At 62.7% G+C, this 21,636-nt stretch carries 22 protein-coding genes; 11 read left to right on the top strand and 11 right to left on the bottom strand.

Going from position 1 to position 21,636, the window contains the following annotated elements; all coding sequences use genetic code 11:
* Positions 1-287 precede the first annotated feature (287 nt).
* The 6 genes from adk (at position 288) to BLO80_RS22820 (ending at position 4,644) form a co-directional block, all read left to right on the top strand.
* Positions 288-935, top strand: coding sequence for an adenylate kinase (adk, locus tag BLO80_RS22845; RefSeq protein ID WP_092165800.1), 648 nt, complete (start codon positions 288-290; stop codon positions 933-935).
* A 93-nt stretch (positions 936-1,028) separates the two neighbouring features.
* Positions 1,029-1,706: a tRNA (adenosine(37)-N6)-threonylcarbamoyltransferase complex dimerization subunit type 1 TsaB gene (gene tsaB, locus BLO80_RS22840; protein ID WP_092330739.1), complete on the top strand. Its 678-nt coding sequence runs from the start codon at positions 1,029-1,031 to the stop codon at positions 1,704-1,706.
* A gap of 199 nt (positions 1,707-1,905) precedes the next feature.
* The gene (locus BLO80_RS22835) at positions 1,906-2,214 is read left to right on the top strand and encodes a hypothetical protein (protein WP_092330736.1); all 309 of its coding nucleotides are present in this window, start codon (positions 1,906-1,908) and stop codon (positions 2,212-2,214) included.
* Entirely contained in the window at positions 2,214-3,074 is an 861-nt protein-coding gene (locus BLO80_RS22830; RefSeq protein ID WP_092330733.1) for a DUF72 domain-containing protein, read from the top strand. The genes BLO80_RS22835 and BLO80_RS22830 overlap by 1 nt, the downstream gene beginning before the upstream one ends.
* A gap of 33 nt (positions 3,075-3,107) precedes the next feature.
* The gene (locus BLO80_RS22825) at positions 3,108-3,929 is read left to right on the top strand and encodes an isocitrate lyase/PEP mutase family protein (RefSeq protein ID WP_092330731.1); all 822 of its coding nucleotides are present in this window, start codon (positions 3,108-3,110) and stop codon (positions 3,927-3,929) included.
* 16 nt (positions 3,930-3,945) lie between these two features.
* Positions 3,946-4,644: an extensin-like domain-containing protein gene (locus tag BLO80_RS22820; RefSeq protein WP_092330728.1), complete on the top strand. Its 699-nt coding sequence runs from the start codon at positions 3,946-3,948 to the stop codon at positions 4,642-4,644.
* Position 4,645: 1 nt separating this feature from the next.
* Here the strand turns inward: BLO80_RS22820 and BLO80_RS22815 are convergent, their stop codons facing one another.
* Positions 4,646-5,266 carry an energy transducer TonB gene (locus BLO80_RS22815; protein ID WP_092330726.1) on the bottom strand — a complete coding sequence of 207 codons (621 nt, stop codon included), beginning with the start codon at positions 5,264-5,266 and terminating at the stop codon, positions 4,646-4,648.
* A 91-nt stretch (positions 5,267-5,357) separates the two neighbouring features.
* Between BLO80_RS22815 and BLO80_RS22810 the strand changes: the two genes are divergently transcribed.
* On the top strand, positions 5,358-6,140 hold the full coding sequence (locus BLO80_RS22810) for a class I SAM-dependent methyltransferase (RefSeq protein WP_092330723.1): 783 nt from the start codon (positions 5,358-5,360) through the stop codon (positions 6,138-6,140).
* 125 nt (positions 6,141-6,265) lie between these two features.
* Here BLO80_RS22810 and BLO80_RS22805 read toward each other — a convergent pair whose 3' ends face one another.
* Positions 6,266-6,901, bottom strand: coding sequence for a TetR/AcrR family transcriptional regulator (locus BLO80_RS22805; RefSeq protein ID WP_092330720.1), 636 nt, complete (start codon positions 6,899-6,901; stop codon positions 6,266-6,268).
* Between the two features lie 94 nt (positions 6,902-6,995).
* Between BLO80_RS22805 and BLO80_RS22800 the strand changes: the two genes are divergently transcribed.
* Complete coding sequence (locus tag BLO80_RS22800) at positions 6,996-8,096, top strand: efflux RND transporter periplasmic adaptor subunit (protein WP_092330718.1); 1,101 nt, start codon at positions 6,996-6,998, stop codon at positions 8,094-8,096.
* Positions 8,097-8,101: 5 nt separating this feature from the next.
* A complete protein-coding gene (locus BLO80_RS22795) occupies positions 8,102-11,167 on the top strand; it encodes an efflux RND transporter permease subunit (RefSeq protein ID WP_092330715.1) in 3,066 nt (1,021 codons plus the stop codon).
* A gap of 189 nt (positions 11,168-11,356) precedes the next feature.
* On the opposite strand, the gene BLO80_RS22790 is transcribed toward BLO80_RS22795, so the two are convergent.
* From BLO80_RS22790 to plsB, 4 genes are all read right to left on the bottom strand, one after another.
* Complete coding sequence (locus BLO80_RS22790; RefSeq protein WP_092330713.1) at positions 11,357-12,046, bottom strand: DUF4197 domain-containing protein; 690 nt, start codon at positions 12,044-12,046, stop codon at positions 11,357-11,359.
* 33 nt (positions 12,047-12,079) lie between these two features.
* Positions 12,080-12,475: a YbaY family lipoprotein gene (locus BLO80_RS22785; protein WP_092330710.1), complete on the bottom strand. Its 396-nt coding sequence runs from the start codon at positions 12,473-12,475 to the stop codon at positions 12,080-12,082.
* A 95-nt stretch (positions 12,476-12,570) separates the two neighbouring features.
* A complete protein-coding gene (locus BLO80_RS22780; RefSeq protein ID WP_092330706.1) occupies positions 12,571-12,942 on the bottom strand; it encodes a hypothetical protein in 372 nt (123 codons plus the stop codon).
* Between the two features lie 187 nt (positions 12,943-13,129).
* Positions 13,130-15,628: a glycerol-3-phosphate 1-O-acyltransferase PlsB gene (gene plsB / locus BLO80_RS22775; RefSeq protein WP_092330703.1), complete on the bottom strand. Its 2,499-nt coding sequence runs from the start codon at positions 15,626-15,628 to the stop codon at positions 13,130-13,132.
* Positions 15,629-15,861: 233 nt separating this feature from the next.
* Between plsB and BLO80_RS22770 the strand changes: the two genes are divergently transcribed.
* Positions 15,862-16,071 carry a cold shock domain-containing protein gene (locus BLO80_RS22770; protein WP_092165825.1) on the top strand — a complete coding sequence of 70 codons (210 nt, stop codon included), beginning with the start codon at positions 15,862-15,864 and terminating at the stop codon, positions 16,069-16,071.
* A 180-nt stretch (positions 16,072-16,251) separates the two neighbouring features.
* Here BLO80_RS22770 and BLO80_RS22765 read toward each other — a convergent pair whose 3' ends face one another.
* The 3 genes from BLO80_RS22765 to dapE form a co-directional block, all read right to left on the bottom strand.
* Entirely contained in the window at positions 16,252-16,629 is a 378-nt protein-coding gene (locus tag BLO80_RS22765; protein ID WP_053182357.1) for a hypothetical protein, read from the bottom strand.
* An 84-nt stretch (positions 16,630-16,713) separates the two neighbouring features.
* Positions 16,714-17,523 (bottom strand): putative RNA methyltransferase, encoded by an 810-nt coding sequence (locus tag BLO80_RS22760; RefSeq protein WP_092330701.1) that lies wholly within the window; start codon positions 17,521-17,523, stop codon positions 16,714-16,716.
* Entirely contained in the window at positions 17,523-18,674 is a 1,152-nt protein-coding gene (gene dapE / locus BLO80_RS22755; protein ID WP_092202223.1) for a succinyl-diaminopimelate desuccinylase, read from the bottom strand. The genes BLO80_RS22760 and dapE overlap by 1 nt, the downstream gene beginning before the upstream one ends.
* Positions 18,675-19,086: 412 nt before the next feature.
* Here dapE and tcdA point away from each other — a divergent pair, with 412 nt between their 5' ends.
* Positions 19,087-19,905 carry a tRNA cyclic N6-threonylcarbamoyladenosine(37) synthase TcdA gene (gene tcdA / locus BLO80_RS22750; RefSeq protein ID WP_092330698.1) on the top strand — a complete coding sequence of 273 codons (819 nt, stop codon included), beginning with the start codon at positions 19,087-19,089 and terminating at the stop codon, positions 19,903-19,905.
* A gap of 111 nt (positions 19,906-20,016) precedes the next feature.
* On the opposite strand, the gene BLO80_RS22745 is transcribed toward tcdA, so the two are convergent.
* Positions 20,017-20,421, bottom strand: a complete 405-nt coding sequence (locus BLO80_RS22745) for a SufE family protein (RefSeq protein WP_092330695.1) — start codon at positions 20,419-20,421, stop codon at positions 20,017-20,019.
* On the bottom strand, positions 20,418-21,623 hold the full coding sequence (locus tag BLO80_RS22740) for an aminotransferase class V-fold PLP-dependent enzyme (protein ID WP_092330693.1): 1,206 nt from the start codon (positions 21,621-21,623) through the stop codon (positions 20,418-20,420). Before BLO80_RS22740 ends, BLO80_RS22745 begins: the two co-directional genes overlap by 4 nt.
* Positions 21,624-21,636: the final 13 nt, after the last annotated feature.

Below are 21,636 nucleotides of genomic sequence, written 5' to 3'. Positions count from 1 at the left end.
AGGCAGCGCACCGAAACGGCTCGTCCGGCGTTGCCGGGCGTTGCCTGCAGGGGAAGGGGGCAGGTCGAGCAGGCGACAGTTTGTTGTTCGGTTGCGACGCTCGCCACCCCCTCCGAAGGTCGTATCGGGCGCGGGTTCCTCCGACTTTCGGCGGCTTGTGTGGGTCGGGCCTGCTGTGTATCTTGATCAGCCTTTGGCCGTTTGGGCGGTCACGATCCTGTTTTTCGAAGATTGGCCCCACGAGGCGAATCCGAGCGTTTTACATAAAAAAATTGAGGAGCACATCGATGCGCGTCATTCTGCTGGGAGCTCCCGGGGCCGGTAAAGGTACTCAGGCAAAGTTCATCACCGAAAAATTCGGTATCCCGCAAATCTCCACTGGCGACATGCTGCGTGCCGCGGTCAAGGCGGGCACTCCACTGGGCGTTCAAGCCAAGAGCATCATGGATGCCGGCGGCCTGGTGTCGGATGACCTGATCATCGCCCTGGTCAAGGATCGCATCGCTCAACCCGACTGCGCCAATGGCTTCCTGTTCGATGGCTTCCCGCGCACCATTCCCCAGGCTGAAGCCCTGGTGACGGCTGGCGTCGAGCTGGATGCGGTGGTTGAAATTGCCGTCGAAGACGAGGAAATCGTCCAGCGCATTGCCGGTCGACGCGTTCATGAGCCTTCCGGTCGCGTTTATCACACCGTCTACAATCCGCCGAAAACCGAAGGCAAGGACGATGTGACAGGTGAAGACCTGGTGCAACGCAAGGACGACACCGAAGAAACCGTGCGTCATCGCCTGTCGGTCTACCATTCCCAGACCAAGCCGCTGGTGAATTTCTACCAGAAACTGTCGGCTGCCAATGGCAAGCCGAAGTACAGCCACATCGAAGGCGTCGGTTCGGTTGAAGCGATCACGGCCAAGGTGCTTGCAGCCTTGAGCTGAAAAGTCTGATTAGCTGCAACAACTACGGCCCGCTTGCGGGCCGTAGTTGTTTATACTGGCGCACTTTTTTCCACCTGATTTACGGACACATCGATGAGCACCTTGCTGGCCCTGGACACCGCGACTGAAGCTTGCTCCGTTGCCTTGCTGCACAACGGCAAGGTCACGAGCCATTACGAGGTGATCCCGCGCCTGCATGCGCAGAAACTGTTGCCGATGATCCAGCGACTGTTGAGCGATGCCGGGACGACCTTGCAGGCGGTGGACGCGATTGCTTTCGGTCGCGGGCCAGGGGCTTTTACTGGCGTGCGCATCGCCATCGGTGTGGTGCAGGGGCTGGCCTTTGCCCTGGAGCGGCCGGTGTTGCCAGTCTCGAACCTGGCGGTACTGGCCCAGCGGGCAATGCGTGAGCACGGCGCCCGCCAGGTGGCGGCGGCCATTGATGCGCGTATGGACGAGGTGTACTGGGGCTGCTACTGCGAAACCGACGGCGAGATGCGCCTGGTCGGTTCTGAGGCGGTATTGCCACCTGAGGCCGCGGCGTTGCCAAGCGGGGCTGACGGTGACTGGTTTGGCGCCGGCACAGGTTGGGGTTACGGCGAGCGCATCGCGGTCAGCCTGACCGGCCAGGACGCCACCCTGTTGCCTCACGCCGAAGACCTGCTGGCCCTGGCCCGTTTCGCCTGGGCACGCGGCGAAGCCATTCCAGCCGATGATGCGCAGCCGGTGTACCTGCGAGACAAGGTTGCAACACCCAAGTCCGAGCGGTAACTCGACAGCGACGGGTATTCAAGCTCCCTCGCCACAAAGTCATTTGCACCTCCAAAAGTCACACCCGGTATTGCCAGTCGTCACTTTTTCGGCCTGTTTTTAAACCTTTTTGACTTTATGTGTTCTAGTTATCACTTGCGCATTTGCGCGGCTGCGAAAGTGCCGCTAAATTGCCATCATTGATACCGAGCATTCTGTTATGCGTATAGACGGCGTTTCATCCCAGTCCTACCCCATCAAGCGTCGGCCTCGTGCGGGTAAAGCCACTGAGCCGGAAAACTTCGATGACATCGACGGTGACCTGGAATTTCCGTCCGAGGAACAATTGGCCGCCCGTGCCGCCAAAGCTTCCGCGCAACGCCTGAGCAATCTTCCCGCCCGTCAGCAAGACATGATTTATCACCGTGCGATGAGCCGCAGTGTCGCCACGGCCCTGGCGAGCTACCTGAGCACCGCCGGTTTCGTCGATTGGGATATGGAAGTGCTGGGACTCGATCTCTACATCTGATGGTCTTGCCTTACTACCTGGGCTGTCCGTCCTGGAGCGAAAACGCCTGGCGCGATTACCTCTATCCCCAGGACGCCAAAAGCACCGACTTTCTCGATCTCTATTCCCAAGTGTTCAATGCCGTGGAAGGCAATACGACCTTCTATGCCAGCCCGTCTGCGGCCACGGTCCAGCGCTGGGCCGACATCATGCCCGAACACTTTCGTTTCACCGCCAAGTTTCCCGGTGACATCAGCCACAATGGCGACTTGCGCGAGCGCCTGACGGCCACCGAAACCTTCCTGCAACTGCTCAGCCCATTGGGCGAGCGCGTCGCGCCGTACTGGCTGCAACTGTCCAAGGCCTTCACCCCGAATCGGTTAGCGGAACTGGCGGGGTTCATCGACGCCTTGCAGCGCCCCTTGGCCGTGGAAGTCCGTCACGATGAGTTCTTTGCCAAGGGCGACGCCGAGCGACGCCTCAATCGTCTGTTGCTCGATCGCGGCGTCGAACGCATCTGCCTCGATCCCCGGGCCTTGTTCAGTTGCACCTCCCTTGATCCCGCCGTGCTTCACGCGCAATCGAAAAAGCCCCGCGTGCCGCCCCGGCCGGCGGCGTTCACCCAATGTCCGCAAGTGCGCTTCATCGGCCATCCGGTGCTGGAAGCCAACGAGCCGTTCCTGACGCCCTGGGTGGAGAAAATCGCCAGTTGGATCGAAGAGGGACGCACGCCCTATATCTTCCTGCACACTGCCGACAACCGGCTGGCGGCCCGGCTCGCGCAACGCTTTCACGAGCGTTTGATGAGTCGACTGCCTGGCTTGCCGGCCCTGCCTGCGCTATATAGAGAGCCCGCCGCCGAGCAACTGGGTTTGCTCTGAGGCCCACTCCTTCTCTGCTCAGGAGCGAACTACATGGATGCGCAAACTCGTCGAGCCCAGGCGTTCAAGGCCTTGCACGAACGCGAAGGGGCCTTTGTCATTCCCAACCCGTGGGATGCCGGTTCGGCCAAGATGCTGGCCAGCCTCGGCTTCGAAGCCTTGGCGACCACCAGTGCCGGTCATGCCTTTTCCTTGGGCCGACCCGATGGCGCGCTGGGCCTGGAGGACACGCTGGCTAACGTACGGGCGATTGTGGCGGCCACTGACCTGCCGGTGGCCGTCGACCTGGAGAACGGTTTTGCCGATGCCCCCGAGGACTGCGCCCGTAACCTGCTCCGTGCGGCGCAGGCCGGTGCGGTGGGCGGTTCGATCGAGGATGCCACGGGGCGCGAAGACAGCCCGATCTATTGCTTCGACCACGCCGTGGCGCGGGTCAAGGCCGCCGCCGAGGCCGTGCGCAGCTTGCCGTATCCCTTCCTGCTGACGGCCCGGGCGGAAAACTTCCTGCACGGCAATCTGGATCTGGATGACACCCTTCGCCGCCTGAAGGCTTTCGCGGACGCGGGGGCCGACGTGCTGTACGCCCCGGGGCTGAGCAGCGCCAAGCAAGTGCTCGCGGTAGTGCAGGCCGTGGCGCCGAAACCGGTGAATGTGCTGATGTCCGGGGCGCTGGACCTGACTGTCGCGCAGTTGAGCGAGTTGGGCGTCAAGCGCATCAGCGTCGGGTCGGCGCTGGCCCTGGCCGCGTATGGCGAGTTCTTCCGCGCCGCCGAGGAAATCCAGCAACAGGGCACGTTCACCTTCACGCGCCGCTCGATGCCGTTCAAGCAGGCCAACCAATTATTCAAGGGTTGATGCCCGAGGCATTGTCGTGCGGTTTTTGAAAGCTCTTGCGATCGTGGCACTGCTCGTTGGCGTTGCCGTGCTGGCGGTATGGCGCGGCTGGCTGTCGCTGCCGCCACAGTGGAACCCCTGGGCGCCCCTGGACGTCAACCTGGCGCCCAATCTGCTGACCCGCTACAAGCTCATGGCCCTGCGCAACGACCCGCAGCTGTGTGACCAGGCCCTCGCCACTTCGGGGCTGCGCACCGCGCGCCAGGCCGACAGTGGCGCCAATACGTCGTGCCCGTTGACCAATGTGTTGAGGGTGCAGGGCGGTGAGGTGGCGCTGAGCAGCAGTTTCCTCGCCAGTTGCCCGCTGGCGGTGGCGTTCGCGCTGTTCGAGCGCCATGGATTGCAGCCGGCGGCGGTGGCGGCCTACGGACAGAGAGTGACGCGGGTCGATCACCTTGGCAGTTTCGCCTGCCGCAACATGTACGGTCGTGAGAGCGGTGCGCGTAGCCAGCACGCCACCGCCAGTGCGTTGGACATCGCCGGGTTTCGCCTGGCCGATGGGCGCACGATCAGCGTGCTCAGGGACTGGCCCAAGGACAATGCCGATGCGCGTTTTCTGCGGCAGGCACGGGATAGCGCCTGCGATATGTTCAGTGTGGTCTTGAGCCCGGATTACAACGCGGCGCACCGCAACCATTTTCATCTGGACGTGGGGCCATGGTGGATCTGTCGCTGATTCAGGCGGCGATGCGCAGGTTCTGCAGCACGATAGGACGCGCCCAGCGGGTGTCGAAGTCCAGTTGTTTCTGCTGTGCCACGAGCTCTTCTTCCGGGAAGGGTGGGAACGGTTTGTCCAGCAGGTCGAGTTCGAACTCGGCGATCGGCAAGTGCAATGGGCGCGGTTGTGGTGCCGGGCCTGGCTCTGGCAGCGGTTGGCCGTTGGCGAGGACGAGTGGGCGAACCCAGTTGCTTTCGAAGGTCTGCTGTTTTTGCTGGGCGGCGATTTCTTCCGGCGGGAAGGGTGGGAAGGGCTTGTCCAGCAGGTCGAGTTCGAATTCGGCGATGGGCAGGAACAGCGGTTCAGGCGGCTTGACCGGGGTTTCGGTCACTTCACAGGTGCGCTGGCTGACGATGTGCGCCAGCAGCTCGGCGCCGAGGGTCGGTTCAACGGCCTCATCGAGGGGCACTGGCTGGTAGCTGCCAGGCGCCGGTGCGTTATCACCCAGTTGATCGGCCAGGGCCCGGGCAAAAAAATCCTGCCACAGGTGACTGACGCCGCTCAGCGCTTGGGTGTTACGCAGGCTGTAATCGCCGTAAGGGGAGATAACGCCTATCGATGTGGATTGAATGTCTGACATTTTTCTCGGTCGACGCTCAGCTCTGGCAAAATGCCGTTCACCGTTGTTATCGGCCGTTTTTGCCGATCCTTAATTTTTTGAGCATGTTTCCATGAGTGAGCAACCCGCGGCCTGCCGCATCCATGTCGAGGCCCTGGCCCCGGCCTTCCAACCGCAGGCCGAACACTGGGCCGAGCGGCTTGGCCTGTCTTTGCAAGTGGACGATGGCGAGTTTGCCTTGCAGGTCGGTGAGCAGGGTTTGCAATTGCAGCAGTTGGGCCCGGATGCACCAGGGCCGGTGCGCGTGGACTTCGTCGAAGGCGGTGCGGCCCACCGGCGCTTGTACGGCGGCGGCAGTGGCCAGATGATCGCCAAGGCGGTCGGCATCGCCCAGGGTGTGCGTCCGCGGGTGCTGGATGCCACGGCCGGGTTGGGCAAGGATGCGTTTGTGCTGGCCAGCCTGGGCTGCGACATGAGCCTGATCGAGCGCCAGCCGTTGATTGGCGCCTTGCTGGAGGATGGCCTGGCCCGTGGGGCCGAGGACTTCGAGGTGGCGCCGATCGTGGCGCGCATGCGTTTGCTCAAGGGCAATTCCATCGAGGTGATGCGCAACTGGGAGGGCGAACCGCCCCAGGTGATCTACCTCGACCCGATGTTCCCTCATCGTGAGAAAACCGCCCTGGTGAAAAAGGAAATGCGCCTGTTCCGCCCGCTGGTGGGCGATGACCCGGACGCTCCGGCACTGCTCGCCGCGGCCCTGGCCCTGGCGACGCACCGGGTGGTGGTCAAGCGCCCGCGCAAAGCCCCGTGCATCGAAGGGCCGAAGCCGAGCCATGGGCTCGACGGCAAATCCAGTCGCTACGACATCTACCCGAAGAAAGCGCTCAAGCCCTGAGACCGGGTCGCCTGCATCGCGAGCAAGCTCGCTCCCACAGGGTTTGATGTACACCACAGATCCAATGTGGGAGCGAGCTTGCTCGCGATGAGGCCCTTCCAGCCTGCGAAAGGCTACCGGTCGAGCTAAGGCCGATAAGCCCGCATGAATAACCCCACCACTTCCTGCACATGAGCCTCGGCCGCTTCCGGTTCCTGAGGTTCGCCGCAGCCAGACAATAACCGGAAATTCGCCGCGCCCTTGATCAGGCAGAAAAAATGCTCGGCGGCATTGCGCGGTTTATCGATGCTCAGGGCACCGCTCTGGTTGACCTTGGTCAGCAGGCGCTCCATGCCTGAGAGCATCCGCTGTGGGCCTGCTTCGTAGAAAATCGTCGACAGCTTCGGGTCCTGGCTACCCAGGGCCATGATCAGCCGATGCAGGTTCAGGGATTCGTCGCTGTTGATCAGTTGGTTGAACCCGCGGGCGATGTTCAACAATACCTCTTCGACCGGAACGCCGTCGGGCCATTCATAAAACAGCGATGGCACTTGCTCTTCGCATTTGGCCATCACGGCAGCGGAGAACAGCGTCTCCTTGTCGTTGAAATGGCTATAGACCGTCAGTTTAGAAACCCCGGCCTCGGTGGCGACGGCGTCCATGCTGGTATTGGCATAACCCAGGCTCAGGAACAGGCGTTTCGCTGCGTCGAGAATGGCCTGGCGCTTGGCCAGGTCCTTGGGGCGACCAGGGCCGCTGGGGGGTGAAGGATTGTTCGACATTTCTTCGCTTTAATACTGGACTGGTGAGTTTGCTATTAATAACATACTCGCCAGTATAATTATTCCAAGCACCATTAGCGAAAGGTCACTCGCCATGTTCCGCTATGCCCTGCCCCTCGCCGTGCCAGTCACCCTGGTTTTTTTATTGTCTGCGTGCGGTCATGACGAGCCGGTGCCCGTCGCCGTGCGCCCGGCCATGGTGGTCAAGCCCGAGCCGTCGGCCCAGGCGATGGACAGTTACCCTGGCGAAGTGCGGGCGCGTTTCGAGCCGGACCTGGCCTTTCGCATTGGCGGCAAGGTGAGCCGACGACTGGTGGAAGAGGGGCAGCGGGTCAAAGCCAATCAACCGTTGGCCGAGCTCGATCCCGAAGACGTGCGCCTGCAATTGGAAGCGACCCGTGCCCAGGTCGCCGCCGCCGAGGCCAACCTGAACCTGGTCCGCGCCGAGCGTGACCGCTACAAGACCTTGATGGAGCGGCAGATGGTCAGCCGCTCCCAGTACGACAACGCTGAAAACCTTTATCGCTCCGGCACCGCGCGGCTCAAGCAGATCAAGGCCGAGTTCGATGTCGCCAACAACCAGGCCAGCTATTCGGTGCTGCGTGCGCCCCAGGATGGCGTGGTGGCACGGCGTTCGGTGGAAGTCGGGCAGGTGGTCTCGGCCGGGCAAACCGTCTTCACCCTGGCCACCGACGGTGAACGTGAGGTGCTGATCAGTCTGCCGGAACAGGGGTTTGGGCGGTTCAAGATCGGCCAGCCGGTCTCGGTCGAACTGTGGAGCCAGCCCGACCAGCGTTTCAGCGGGCGTATTCGCGAACTGTCACCCGCCGCCGACCCCAGGTCCCGTACCTTCGCCGCCCGCGTGGCCTTCACCGCCGGCAGCGTTCCGGCCGAGTTGGGCCAGAGCGCGCGGGTGTTCATCCAGACCGCCGACAATGTGCCACTGTCGGTGCCCTTGTCGGCCCTGACGGCTGAAAACGGCGCGACGTATGTCTGGGTAGTCAACGCCAACAACACCTTGAAAAAAGTTCCGGTGCGGGTCGGCGCCTTCGGCGAAAAGACGGTGCCGGTGCTGGAAGGCCTCAGCCCCGATGACTGGGTGGTGGCTGCCGGCGTGCATGTGCTCCTCGACGGCCAGCAGGTGCGGCCGGTGGATCGCTCCAACCGCGTGGTCAACCTGACGGCCAAGGAGTAATCCGCATGGGTTTCAATCTTTCCGAATGGGCGCTGCGTAACCGCCAGATCGTACTGTTCCTGATGCTGTTGCTGGCCATCGTCGGCGCGCTTTCCTACACCAAGCTTGGCCAGAGCGAAGACCCGCCGTTCACCTTCAAGGCCATGGTCATCCGCACCAACTGGCCAGGCGCCACGGCCGAAGAAGTTTCGCGGCAAGTCACCGAGCGCATCGAAAAGAAGCTGATGGAAACCGGCGACTACGAAAGGATCGTCTCGTTCTCCCGGCCGGGGGAATCCCAAGTGACCTTCATGGCCCGCGACTCCCTGCATTCGGCGCAGATCCCCGAGCTGTGGTACCAGTTGCGCAAGAAGATCGGCGATATCCGCCACACCTTGCCGCCGGGTATCCAGGGGCCGTTCTTCAACGACGAATTCGGGACCACCTTCGGTAATATCTACGCACTGACCGGCGACGGCTTCGACTATGCCGTGCTCAAGGACTACGCCGATCGCATCCAGCTCCAGCTTCAGCGGGTCAAGGACGTGGGCAAGGTCGAGCTGCTCGGCTTGCAGGATGAAAAGATCTGGATCGAATTGTCGAACGTGAAGCTGGCGACCCTCGGCCTGCCCTTGGCCGCGGTCCAGCAGGCGCTTGAGGCGCAGAATACGGTTTCCACCGCGGGTTTCTTCGAAACGGACAGCGAGCGTTTGCAGCTACGGGTTTCGGGGAATTTCCAGACGGTGGAAGAGATCCGCAACTTCCCGATCCGGGTCGGCGATCGTACGTTCCGCATCAGCGACCTGGCGGACGTGCGTCGTGGTTTCAACGACCCGCCAGCGCCACGCATGCGCTTCATGGGCGAGGACGCCATCGGCCTGGCCGTGGCGATGAAGGAAGGCGGGGATATCCTGATTCTGGGCAAGGCCCTTGAAGCCGACTTTGCCCGTATCCAGAACACCCTGCCGGCCGGCATGCAGTTGCGCAAGGTTTCGGACCAGCCGGCGGCGGTGAAGACCGGGGTCGGAGAGTTCGTCCAAGTGCTGGTGGAAGCGCTGACGATTGTGTTGCTGGTGAGTTTCTTCTCCCTGGGGTTGCGCACCGGGATGGTGGTGGCCCTGGCGATCCCGCTGGTGCTGGCGATGACGTTCGCCGCCATGTACTACCTGGGGATCGGCCTGCACAAGATTTCCCTCGGCGCGCTGGTATTGGCCCTGGGACTGCTGGTGGACGACGCGATCATTGCGGTGGAGATGATGGCGATCAAGATGGAGCAGGGCTTCGACCGGATCAAGGCCGCCAGCTTCGCCTGGACCAGCACCGCATTTCCGATGCTCACCGGTACGTTGATCACGGCGGCGGGCTTCTTGCCGATCGCCACCGCGCAATCGGGCACTGGCGAATACACCCGTTCGATTTTCCAGGTGGTGACCCTGGCGTTGCTGGCGTCCTGGGTGGCCGCCGTGGTGTTCGTGCCGTACCTGGGGGAAAGGCTCCTGCCAGACCTGGCGAAAATTCATGCGGCCAAACATGGCACGACTGACGGCCAGACCGACCCTTACGGCACGCCGTTTTATCAGCGCGTCCGGCGGATGGTGGAATGGTGCGTGCGTCGGCGCAAAACCGTCATCCTGCTGACCGTGCTGTTGTTCGTCGGCTCGGTGGTGTTGTTCCGGTTCGTGCCGCAGCAGTTCTTCCCGGCATCGGGGCGGCTGGAGCTGATGGTCGACTTGAAGCTGCAGGAAGGCGCCTCCCTGAGCAATACCGCCGAACAGGTCAAGCGCCTGGAAGCGCTGCTCAAGGACCATGCCGGCATCGACAACTACGTGGCCTACGTCGGCACCGGTTCACCGCGTTTCTATCTACCGCTGGATCAACAACTGCCGGCTTCCAGCTTTGCCCAGTTCGTGGTGCTGGCCAAGACCATCGAAGACCGCGAGCCTTTGCGCAGTTGGTTGATCGCGACCCTGAACGAGCAATTCCCGACCCTGCGCTCGCGGGTCACGCGCCTGGAAAACGGCCCGCCGGTCGGCTATCCGGTGCAGTTCCGCGTCACGGGCGAGCACATCGAAGAAGTCCGGGCCTTGGCGCGGAAAGTGGCGACGAAAGTTCGCGAAAACCCCTACGTGGTCAATGTGCACCTGGATTGGGAAGAGCCGAGCAAGGTGGTGTACCTGAACGTCGACCAGGACCGCGCCCGGGCCCTGGGCGTCAGCACCACCGATCTGGCGAGTTTCCTGCGCAGTTCCCTCACCGGCTCCAGCGTCAGCCAGTATCGGGAAGACAACGAACTGATCGAAATCCTGCTGCGCGGTACGGTGCATGAACGCACCGAGCTGTCGTTGCTGTCGAGCCTGGCGGTGCCAACCGACAACGGCCAGAGCGTGGCCCTGTCGCAGATCGCGACCCTGGAGTACGGCTTCGAAGAGGGTGTGATCTGGCACCGCAATCGCCTGCCGAGCGTGACTGTGCGGGCCGATATCTACGGCAAGGAGCAACCGGCGACCCTGGTCCAGCAGATCTTCCCGACCCTGGAGCCGATTCGTGCCGAACTGCCGGATGGTTATTTGTTGGAGGTGGGCGGTACGGTGGAGGATTCGGCCCGTGGCCAGAAGTCGGTGAATGCCGGTGTGCCGTTGTTCATCGTGGTGGTGCTGACGTTGCTGATGCTGCAACTGCGCAGTTTCTCCCGCACGGCCATGGTGTTTCTCACCGCTCCCCTGGGGTTGATCGGCGTCACGCTGTTTCTGCTGGTGTTCCGCCAGCCGTTCGGCTTCGTCGCCATGCTCGGCACTATCGCGCTGTCGGGGATGATCATGCGTAACTCGGTGATCCTGGTGGACCAGATCGAACAGGACATCAAGGCTGGCCTGACGCCCTGGCAGGCGATCATCGAAGCCACGGTGCGCCGCTTCCGCCCGATTGTGCTCACCGCACTCGCCGCGGTGCTGGCGATGATCCCACTGTCACGCAGCCTGTTCTTCGGGCCGATGGCGGTGGCGATCATGGGCGGCTTGATCGTGGCCACGGCGTTGACGCTGTTGTTCCTGCCGGCGTTGTATGCGGCGTGGTTCAGGGTCAAGAAAACCTGATCAACAGGTGTACACCGAACCTGTGGCGAGGGAGCTTGCTCCCGCTGGGCTGCGCAGCGGCCCCAAGCTTTTGCGGTTGCTGCGCAACCGAGCGGGAGCAAGCTCCCTCGCCACAGGATCGTGGTTTGTCAGCTAGGCAGTGTGCTCATCGCGAGCAAGCTCGCTCCCACAGTTGGTTCGGGTTGGGGCTCAGAGGGTGCCGAAGACTTTCTTCGCCAAACTGGTCGCCGCAGCCGCCGGGTTCTGGCGAATGGTGGCTTCCTGCTTGCCGATCATCTCGAACAACCCATCCAGCGCTTGTTCGGTCACGTAGTTCTCGATGTTGGCGCTCTTGGCATCCAGCACGCCGAGCGTCGCGGCCTGGCCGGCGAAGGCATTGTATTTCTGGGCCAGGCCGACCTTGTCGGTGGCTTGCTTGACGATGGGCAGGAACTTGGCGCGGATCTGCTCGCGGCTGCTCTTGTTCAGGTATTGCGTGGCCGAGTCGTTGCCGCCGCTCAAGATGCCCTTGGCATCGCTCACGCTCATGTTCTTCACGGCATTGACCAGGATCGGCTGGGCCTGGACCACGGCGGCCTCGGCAGCCTGGTTCATGCTGGTTTCCAGTTGATCGACCTGTTCACCCATGCCGAAGGCCTTCATCTTGCTGGCGACTTTGCCCAGCTTGCCTGGCAGTTCGATTTTCACATCCGGGTTGTTGCTGAAGCCGCCGGGTGTACCCAGTTGCTTGACCGCCACCTGTGCGCCTTGGGTCAAGGCATCCTTGAGGCCACCCGTGGCATCTTTTTGCGACAGGTCGCCCAGGGACAGGGCCATGGCATTGGCGCAGATCAACAGGCCCGCGCACAGGCCGGCGAAACGGAGGGTAGAGCGGAGCATGATGGCGTCCTTGAAAAAAGTTGGAAAAAGCAATCAGCGTGCGGCGTTGACGCGGATCTTCAACGGCTGCGGATCCTTGCCATCGAGTTGCACGGCGTGTTGTTCGGTGGAGATGAACATCAACTGGCCGTCCACTTCGATGCGGGCGCTCACGGCATAACGATGGCCGGGCTTGACCTGGGCGGGATCATAACTGAGGTGGAACGGCAGCGGGACCTGGCCTTTGATCGGGCCGCTCTGTTCATCGAGCACCACCGCAGGAGCGTCGGCCAGGGAAACGTCCTGCAGGCTAACGCTCAAGGTGGCGTTGGGCGGCAGGGCGATGCGTTGCAGATAGAAGACTTCGCCGTCGAGGGACGCAGGGCGTGGTGTTGTCGATTGGCAAGCGGCCAGCAAGGCCATGGATGCAAGCAGAGCGAGTTTTTTCATAGGGCAAGCACCTGGCTCGTTGACGCCAGCCACACACAGGCGTCAACGAGCATTTAGCGGATTTGCGTCCAAGCATCCCTGCGTAACGTTGCGGCTCAGGAACCGAACACGGGCGCTTGAACAGTTTCAGCCAGCGATGCTGGCGCCAGGCTCAGGGGGATGTCAACGTGTTGATTGCCGCCATCCCAGGTGAAGGCCTGTTCGGTATCAAGGAAAAGAGCGGTACCACCCTGGTACATCTGCACCTTTACCGAGAGTTTCTCGCCGACGCCCGCCATCTCGGAATTGATCTGGAAGCGATATTGCCAAGGCTGCTGGAGGGCCTCCGTTGAGGCCACGTTGGAGCCTTGGCCACCGCTGGTGCTGATCTGCGCACCGGCGGCATTTCGAACACTGATTTCGGCACGGCCGGCTTCCGGGAGTTGATAGCCTTCGGGCAAACGCAGGGTGAGGGTGATGATGTTCATGTTGAATTCCTTTTCAATACGTCGACATTGACGTGGGCTCATCCTAGAGGCCTGCTCCAAAGTTCTCTGTAGGTCTTTTCTTCGTTTGACGTCGCCTTGGCCGCTGCGCAGCGTCGGAGTACGCCTGTCGATTGACCGATCCACTCACCGGAACCGTTCCATGTCCGGGGTGAGTGATCGGGCAATGTCAAAGGTCTGGGCTGACGGCGGTTTCCGCCGCATCTTCACTGCGATGCAACGCCACCTGGCGAATCGACAGGCGAATCTCCGCTGGCAGCACCCGCTTGGCCGCGCCTTCGGCCAGTTCGCCCAGCAATTCGTGGTAGCTGAGCTTGCCGGCCTCGTCGCGGCGCAGCACATCGAGGTCCAGCATCGTCTGGATGAAGTGGCGGAACAGGCTCTTGTCGAAGAATTCCGGTGCATTCAGGCCATGGAGGATCGACAGGCGCTGGGCCATGACGGTGCAGAGGTCTTCCAGTTCTTCGGCGCTGACGCTGTTCTGACCGCTGTTGAGCAGCAGCGAGACGGTCATGTAGAAGCGCTGCAAGGTCTGGGCGATGCTTTTGGACAGCAGGGTCAGCAGCACGAAGTGCCGTGAACTCGGCGCCGGACGCAGGTACAGGTCGTTTTCGAAACGCAGCAGGCCCTGTTCCACAAACGCGTCGAGCCATTGGTCGACCACGCCGTCCAGCTCTTCCAGCGACCAGCGAATGAACAACTCCGATTGCAGGTACGGGTACAGCGCATGGGTGTAGCGCAGGATCTGTTCGCGGCTCATGCGCGAGCTGCTCTGGAAGAAGCTCGCCAGCAACGCCGGCAGGGCGAAGATGTGCAGCACGTTGTTGCGGTAGTAGGTCATCAGCACCGCGTTCTGCTCGTCCAGGTACAGAATCTTGCCCAGGGCATCGTTCTGTTCCGACAGCAGGTCCATGCCCTTCACGTGTTCGATCAGCGCTTGGCCATCGCCTTCGGGCAGGGTGGTGTGGGGCGAGTACGGGACTTTGCGCAGCAACGCCAGGTACAGGTCGAGCACCCGCGCCATGGCGCGGTCGTCCAGGGCCAGGCGGCTGGTGGACAGCAGCGCCAGGGCGACAAGGTTGACCGGGTTGATGGCCGCGGCCTCGTTCAGGTGCCGGGCCACGCGCTCGCCGAGGCGATGGGTGGTTGCGTTGAGCCAGGCCGGCTTGAATTGCGGGCCCAGTTCCTGTTGGCGCCAACCGGGTTGTTCGCCGTCGAGGAATTCCGCCAGCTTGATCGGTTCGCCGAAGTTCACCGCCACTTGGCCGAAACGCTGCTTGAGGGCGCCGATGACTTTGAAGATGTCGAAGATCGATTCCTTCTTCTTGCTGGCCCCGCGCAGTTCGCCCAGGTAGGTGCGGCCTTCCAGCACCCGCTCATAACCGATGTAGACCGGCACGAACACGATGGGCATGCGCGAGGAGCGCAGGAAGCTGCGCAGGGTGATGGCGAGCATGCCGGTCTTGGGTTGCAGCATTCGTCCGGTGCGCGAGCGACCGCCCTCGACGAAGTACTCCACCGGGAAGCCTTTGGTGAACAGGGTGTGCAGGTATTCGTTGAACACCGCGGTGTAGAGCGGGTTGCCCTTGAAAGTGCGGCGCATGAAGAACGCCCCGCCTCGGCGCAACAGGCCGCCGATCACCGGCATGTTGAGGTTGATGCCGGCGGCGATGTGCGGTGGCGTCAGGCCGTTGCGAAACAGCAGGTACGACAGCAGCAGGTAGTCGATGTGGCTGCGGTGGCACGGTACATAGATGACTTCGTGGCCCTGGGCGACGTTCTGCACGCCTTCGATGTGGTTGACCTTGATGCCGTCATAGATCTTGTTCCAGAACCAGCTCAGCACCACTTCCAGGAAGCGGATCGCGGTGTAGGTGTAGTCCGAAGCGATCTCGTTGCCGTAGCGCAGGGCCTGGGCCTTGGCTTTTTCCGGGGAGATCTTTTCCCGCTCGGCTTCCTCGGCAATCGCCTGCTTGACCAGCGGCTGGTTCAACAGACCCTTGACCAGATTGCGGCGGTGGGAGATGTCGGGGCCGATGACCGCCGCTTTCAAGTTGCGAAAGTGCACCCGCAGGATCCGCTGGGCCATGCGCACGGTGCGTTCGTGGCCCTTGCCGTGTTCGATCAGTTCACGCAGGTGGATCGGTGCGGAGAATTGCACGCGGGTCTTGCGCCCCAGGATCATGATGCTCAACAGGCGGCGCAAGCGCCCGGTGACGGCCCAGCTGTCGGCGAACAACAGCTTCCAGGGGCTGGACTCGCTGTCCGGCGACTGGCCCCAGAACACGCTGACCGGGATGATCTGGGCGTCTTCGGCGGCATTGTGAGTCAGGGCGTCGACCAGCCGCGTCAGGGTGGGGGGCGCGCCACGCTTGTCCTGGCGGCCGAGCCAGTCCGGCGCGGGGGTCAGGTAGAAAAACGCCGCCGGCTCCAGCAGGTTACCCACCGAGACCGGCAGCACCGGACGGGGCAGGCCGGCCTTGGTGCATTCGGTGTCGAGCACCGCCAGGTCGGTGAGCGAAGGGTCTTGCAGGACGTAGAACACCGGACGACTGCGGTCGAGGTTGAGGGTAAAGGACGACTGGTTGATGGTCTCGGAGCGAACCCAGAGGTACAACAGTCGGCGCAGGGTGCCAAACACAAGACGGCGGAACGGGGAGCGGGTCATACGGCTTCTGCATGAGTGGATAAAACCGAGCGGCTGCTCGAGCCCGCTAGTGTGCCGGATTCATCGAAAATCGGCAAAAAAGCGGCGAAGTAAAGTCAGTTGAGAGTTTTCCCGTGTGTCATATACTCGGCAGTTACCGCCCCGGCCTCCCATGGACGGCCAGACAGTGGTGAAAGTGCGTACGGCTTTCCATCGAAAAGTCGACTTATAAGATAAGAATGGGAGTGAGCATCATGGCAGCACGGGAAACCGGCAGTGTGAAGTGGTTCAACGACGCCAAGGGTTACGGCTTTATCCAACGCGAAGGCGGGGTGGATGTGTTTGTGCATTACCGCGCCATCCGCGGTGAAGGCCACCGTTCCCTGACCGAAGGCCAGCAGGTCGAGTACGCGGTCGTGGAAGGGCAGAAGGGCCTGCAGGCTGAGGATGTGGTGGGGTTGTAAGCCGCGCTTGCCGTCACAGTAATCCCTGTGGGAGCGGGCTTGCTCGCGAATACGGTGTATCAGTTACAAGGATATTGCCTGACACACCGCATTCGCGAGCAAGCCCGCTCCCACATTGGGATCTGTTTTAGCATTGCAAGTGGCGTCGGGCCTGGCAATCGCAACAGGCCTACCCAGCTGTCAGGCCGTTTTCCAGGTAATCTCTTCTTCCCCATCGGCGCTGATGCGAATCCAGCGGTCCGCCGATTCTTCCCCTTCTTCCTCCACCCATGACCCAGGCGCGCAGCGCACTTCGACGTTCAGTGCGGCGAAGGCGGCGCGGGCGCAGGCGATGTCGTCTTCCCACGGGGTCTGGTCGCTTTCCAGGTACAGGCTGTTCCATTTGCCCACGGCCTTGGGCAGCCAGGTCACGGGGATGCTGCCGGCCTTGCACTTGTAGGTCTGGCCTTTCTGGACCCAGTCGCTGCACGGGCCCAGGGCCTGGCCGAGCCAGGCGGCGATGGCCTTGTGGTCGACGTCGGCGTCTTTGAGGTAAATCTCGATATCGGGTTGGCGCATGGATGTCCTCGCTGCGGTCTTGAAAAATCCATTCGCGGATTTAACTGGCCCCGAACGGTTGCCCGGGGCCCGGAATCAAAAAAGTTATTGAAGAACGAAATAATCGTAGCGCATCGACACCGTGACCTCGAATGGCTCGGCCTGCTCGATCACGCTGGCGCGGCGTTCGGCGCTGGCGCGCCAACCGTGGGGCGTCATGGCCAGCAGGTTGGCGCGATCCTGGCCGTTGTCGAGGGTCAGCTTGAATTCGAGGGTTTCGCTGTGATCCAGCGCCATGCCCGACGGCACCAGGGCCAGGTGCTTGTCGTCGGTGTAGGCGCGCACTTCGTCGTACAGGCGCTCGCGCAACTCCATCAGGTGGCCGGCGGTAGGGCCGACCTTCATCAGGCCGCCGCCGGGGCTGAGCAGGCGTTTGGCCTCTTGCCAGTCCAGCGGACTGAACACGCTCGCCAGGAACTGGCAGCAGCCGTCCGCCAACGGTACCCGGGCCATGCTGGCGATCAACCAGGTCAGTTGCGGGTTGCGTTTGCAGGCGCGCTTGACCGCCTCGCGGGAAATGTCCAGGGCATAGCCATCGGCATGGGGCAACGCCTCGGCGATCTGCGCGGTGTAGTAACCCTCGCCGCAGCCGATGTCCAGCCAGCGCCCGGGCGCGCGCTCGGCAGCCAGTTCCGCCAGGCGCCGGGCGACCGGGGCGTAGTGCCCGGCGTTGAGAAAGTCGCGGCGGGCTTCGACCATCGCCTGGTTGTCACCGGGGTCGCGGCTGTTCTTGTGCTGCACCGGCAGCAGGTTCAGGTAACCCTGCCGCGCTCGGTCGAAGCGGTGGCCGGTCGGGCACACCACGCCGTTGTCCACCGCGTTCAGCGGTTCACTGCAGATCGGGCAGGCGAGCATCAGGCGAGCAACTTGATCAGCGTCTTGTAGTAGATCTCGGTCAGCACGTCGAGATCGGCAGCCAGCACGCGCTCGTTGACCTGGTGGATGGTCGCGTTGACCGGCCCGAGTTCCACCACTTGCGTGCCCATGGTGGCGATGAAGCGACCGTCGGACGTGCCGCCGCTGGTGGACGCCTGGGTCTCGCGCCCGGTGACATCCCGGATGCTCGACGACACCGCATCGAGCAGCGCGCCCGGTTCGGTGAGGAACGGCAGGCCGGACAAGGCCCAGTCGATGTGCCAGTCCAATTGATGCTTGTCGAGGATGTCGGCGACGCGCTGTTGCAGGCCTTCGACGGTGGACTCGGTGGAGAAGCGGAAGTTGAAGACCGCTTCCAGGTCTCCGGGGATCACGTTGGTCGCGCCGGTGCCGGAATTGAGGTTGGAGATCTGGAAACTGGTGGGCGGGAAGAAGTCGTTGCCGTGGTCCCAGTGCTCGGCGGCCAATTCGGCCAAGGCGGGCGCGGCCAGATGGATCGGGTTCTTCGCCAGGTGTGGATAAGCCACGTGGCCTTGTTTGCCGCGCACAGTCAGTTTTGCGCCGAGGGAGCCGCGCCGGCCGTTCTTGACCACATCGCCCACCAAGGTAGTGCTCGACGGCTCGCCGACGATGCACCAGTCCAGTCGTTCCTGACGGGCCTTGAGGCGTTCGACCACGGCTTTGGTGCCGTGGTGGGCCGGGCCTTCTTCATCGCTGGTGATCAGGAAGGTCAGCGAACCCTTGTGGTCCGGGTAGTCGGCGACGAACCGTTCGGCCGCCACGACCATCGCCGCCAGGCTGCCTTTCATGTCCGCCGCGCCACGGCCGCAGAGCATGCCCTGTTCGTCGATGACCGCATCGAACGGGTCGAGCTGCCAGGCCTTTACCGGACCGGTCGGCACCACATCGGTGTGCCCGGCGAAACACAGCACCGGGCCGTCATGCTTGCCATGGCTGGCCCAGAAGTTATCCACATCCTCGATGCGCATCGGCTCGAGCGTGAAACCCGCGTTGCCCAGGCGCTGCATCATCAGTTTCTGGCAATCGGCATCCACCGGCGTCACGGACGGACGGCGGATCAGGTCGCAGGCGAGTTGCAGGGTCGGCGAGAGGTCGGCGTGGGCCGTCATGGAAAACTCCGGAAACATGGAAAGGAAACACGGGCTCTGTGGGAGCGGGCTTGCTCGCGAAAGCGGTGTATCAGGCGATGCATGAGTGACTGACACACCGCTTTCGCGAGCAAGCCCGCTCCCACAGGTCCTGAGTTCGGCCGTTGGATTGCATTTGGGCCAAGGTTCGCAAAATGGCGGTTATCTTATAGCAAAACGACCACCATGGGCCCAAGTATGCCGACGGTGTGTGACACAGAACCTGTGGGAGCGAGCTTGCTCGCGATGGCGGTGGATCAGTCGATACTCTATTGACTGGACTGACGCCATCGCGAGCAAGCTCGCTCCCACAAGGGAAATAGGTGAGATTCATTTTGCGACCCGCTCGAATTGCCACGACAAAGCCCTATAATGCGCGCCGGTTTTTGGGGTAATGGTCATGAGTACAGAAGATCCACGGTTTGCCGGTATCGCCCGTTTGTATGGCATTGAGGGCCTGGAACGCCTGCGGGCGGCCCATGTGGCGATCGTCGGCGTCGGTGGCGTCGGTTCCTGGGCGGCGGAAGCCATCGCCCGTTGCGGCGTGGGCGAGATTTCGCTGTTCGACCTGGACGATGTCTGCGTCAGCAACGCCAACCGCCAGTTGCACGCCCTGGACAGCACCGTCGGCAAACCCAAGGTCGACGTGATGGCCGAGCGGCTGCGGGGGATCAACCCCGACTGCACGGTGCACGCGGTGGCGGACTTCGTCACCCGCGACACCATGGCCGAGTACATCACGCCGAACATCGACTGCGTGATCGACTGCATCGACAGCGTCAACGCCAAGGCGGCGCTGATCGCCTGGTGCAAGCGCCGCAAGATCCAGATCATCACCACCGGCGGCGCGGGCGGGCAGATCGACCCGACGCTGATCCAGGTCTGTGACCTCAACCGTACATTCAACGATCCACTGGCTTCCAAGGTGCGCTCCACCTTGCGCCGCGACTACGGTTTCTCCCGCACCGTGACCCGCCACTACAGCGTGCCCTGCGTGTTCTCCACCGAACAATTGCGCTACCCGAAGCCGGACGGCAGCATTTGCCTGCAGAAGAGTTTTGTCGGCGACGGCGTCAAGCTCGACTGCGCCGGTGGGTTTGGTGCGGTGATGATGGTCACGGCGACGTTTGGCATGGTCGCGGCGACCAAGGCTGTGGATAAGATCGTGGCGGGTGTGCGGCGACCGACGGACAGGGTCAAGCCTCAGGTTTGAGGGGGCTGATGGCCTCATCGCGAGCAAGCTCGCTCCCACATGGGATCGGGCTGAATGCAGTATTTGCGTACACCAAATCCCCTGTGGGAGCGAGCTTGCTCGCGATGGCGGTTACTGAGTCAACTCAAACATTCGCTTCAACACCGCATTCAAGCCATTGCTACGGGACGGCGACAGCTGCCGCGACAATCCCAGCTGGTTGAACCAATCCGGTAGGTCCACCTGCTGCAACTCGTCAGCGGACAACCCGTTGACCCGCGCCAGCAGCAACGCCACCAACCCACGGATCAACCGCGCATCGCTGCTGGCGCAAAACTGCCAGTGCCCGTCGTGCAAGCGACCCACCAACCACACCTGGCTCTCACAGCCGTGGACAAGGTTGGCCTCGCATTTGTCCTCGTCCCTCAGGGGCGGCAGACGTTCGCCCCATTGCATCAGCAATCGGGCCCGTTGCTCCCAGCCTGACGCGTCCCGGAAGATCTGCAGCGCCGTGGCGGCATCGGCTGGCAGGTTCATCGCAACATCTCCAGGGCTTGGTCGAGGGCTTCGAAGAACCGTTCGATGTCGGCGGAGTCGTTGTACAACGCCAGCGACACGCGGATCGCCCCGGACAGCTTCAAATGCTTGAACAGCGGCATCGCGCAATGATGCCCGGCGCGCACGGCAATGCCTTGTTCGGTCAGCAGGTGCGCCAGGTCGGCGTTGTGGATGCCGTCGACCACGAAACTGACCAGGGCCAGGCGCGGGTTGCCCAGCAGGCGAATGCCGTTGCGGGCCAGCAGGCCATGGAGCAGGTAGTCGTGCAGTGCCGCCTCATGGTCGATGAGCGCTTGCGGATCGAGGGCGGACAGGTAGTCCAGGGTCGCGCCCAAGCCGATCACGCTGGCAATCGGCGGCGTGCCGGCTTCGAAGCCCAGCGGCGCCGGACGGAAGGTGGCGCTGTGGTAATCGGCCTGTTGCACCATTTCGCCGCCGAACTGCCAATGGCGCAGCTTGCCAAGGGCTTCGGTACGGCCGAACAGCACGCCCAACCCGTCGGGGCCATAGAGTTTGTGGCTGGAAAACACGTAAAAGTCGCAGCCCAGCGCTTCCACGTCGTGGCGGCCATGGACCACGCCCTGGGCGCCGTCGATCACCGTCAGCGCGCCTTGGGCCTTGGCCAGCGCCAGCAGCGCCGGCACGGGCTGCCAAGCGCCCAGCACGTTGGATAACTGGCTTACCGCCAGCAAGCGCGTACGGGGGCCGATCAGTTCGGCGGCGGCGCCAGGATCGATCACGCCGTCGGCATCCAGTGGCAACACCACCAGGGTCAACGAACGGCGCTCGGCCAGTTGCTGCCACGGCAACAGGTTGGCGTGGTGTTCCAGGGCGCTGATGACGATCTCATCGCCCGGGTTGAATAAATGTTCCAGCCCGTAGGCCAGTAAGTTCAGCGCCGAAGTGGCGCCGTGGGTGAAGACCACCTGCCCGCAGTTTCCGGCATTGAGCCATTGCGAAGCCTTGAGGCGGCTGTCCTCGAACGCCTGGGTGGCATGGGCGCCCGGCAAATGTTGCGCACGGTGCACGTTGGCCGCGCCGTTGGTGTAGTAATGCGTCAGGGCATCCAATAGTGCTTGGGGTTTTTGCGTGGTGGCGGCGTTGTCCAGGTAGGTCTGGCCTTGCCGTTGCAGGGCGGCGATGGCCGGGAAATCGGCACGCCAGGGGGATTGGATCAACATGCTTTCGGGCCCT

This window comes from Pseudomonas sp. NFACC56-3, from assembly GCF_900100025.1.
GTDB classification, from domain to species: domain Bacteria; phylum Pseudomonadota; class Gammaproteobacteria; order Pseudomonadales; family Pseudomonadaceae; genus Aquipseudomonas; species Aquipseudomonas fluorescens_AA.
The sequence above is the reverse complement of the archived record's forward strand: the minus strand, read 5'-3'. Positions and strand labels throughout refer to the sequence as shown.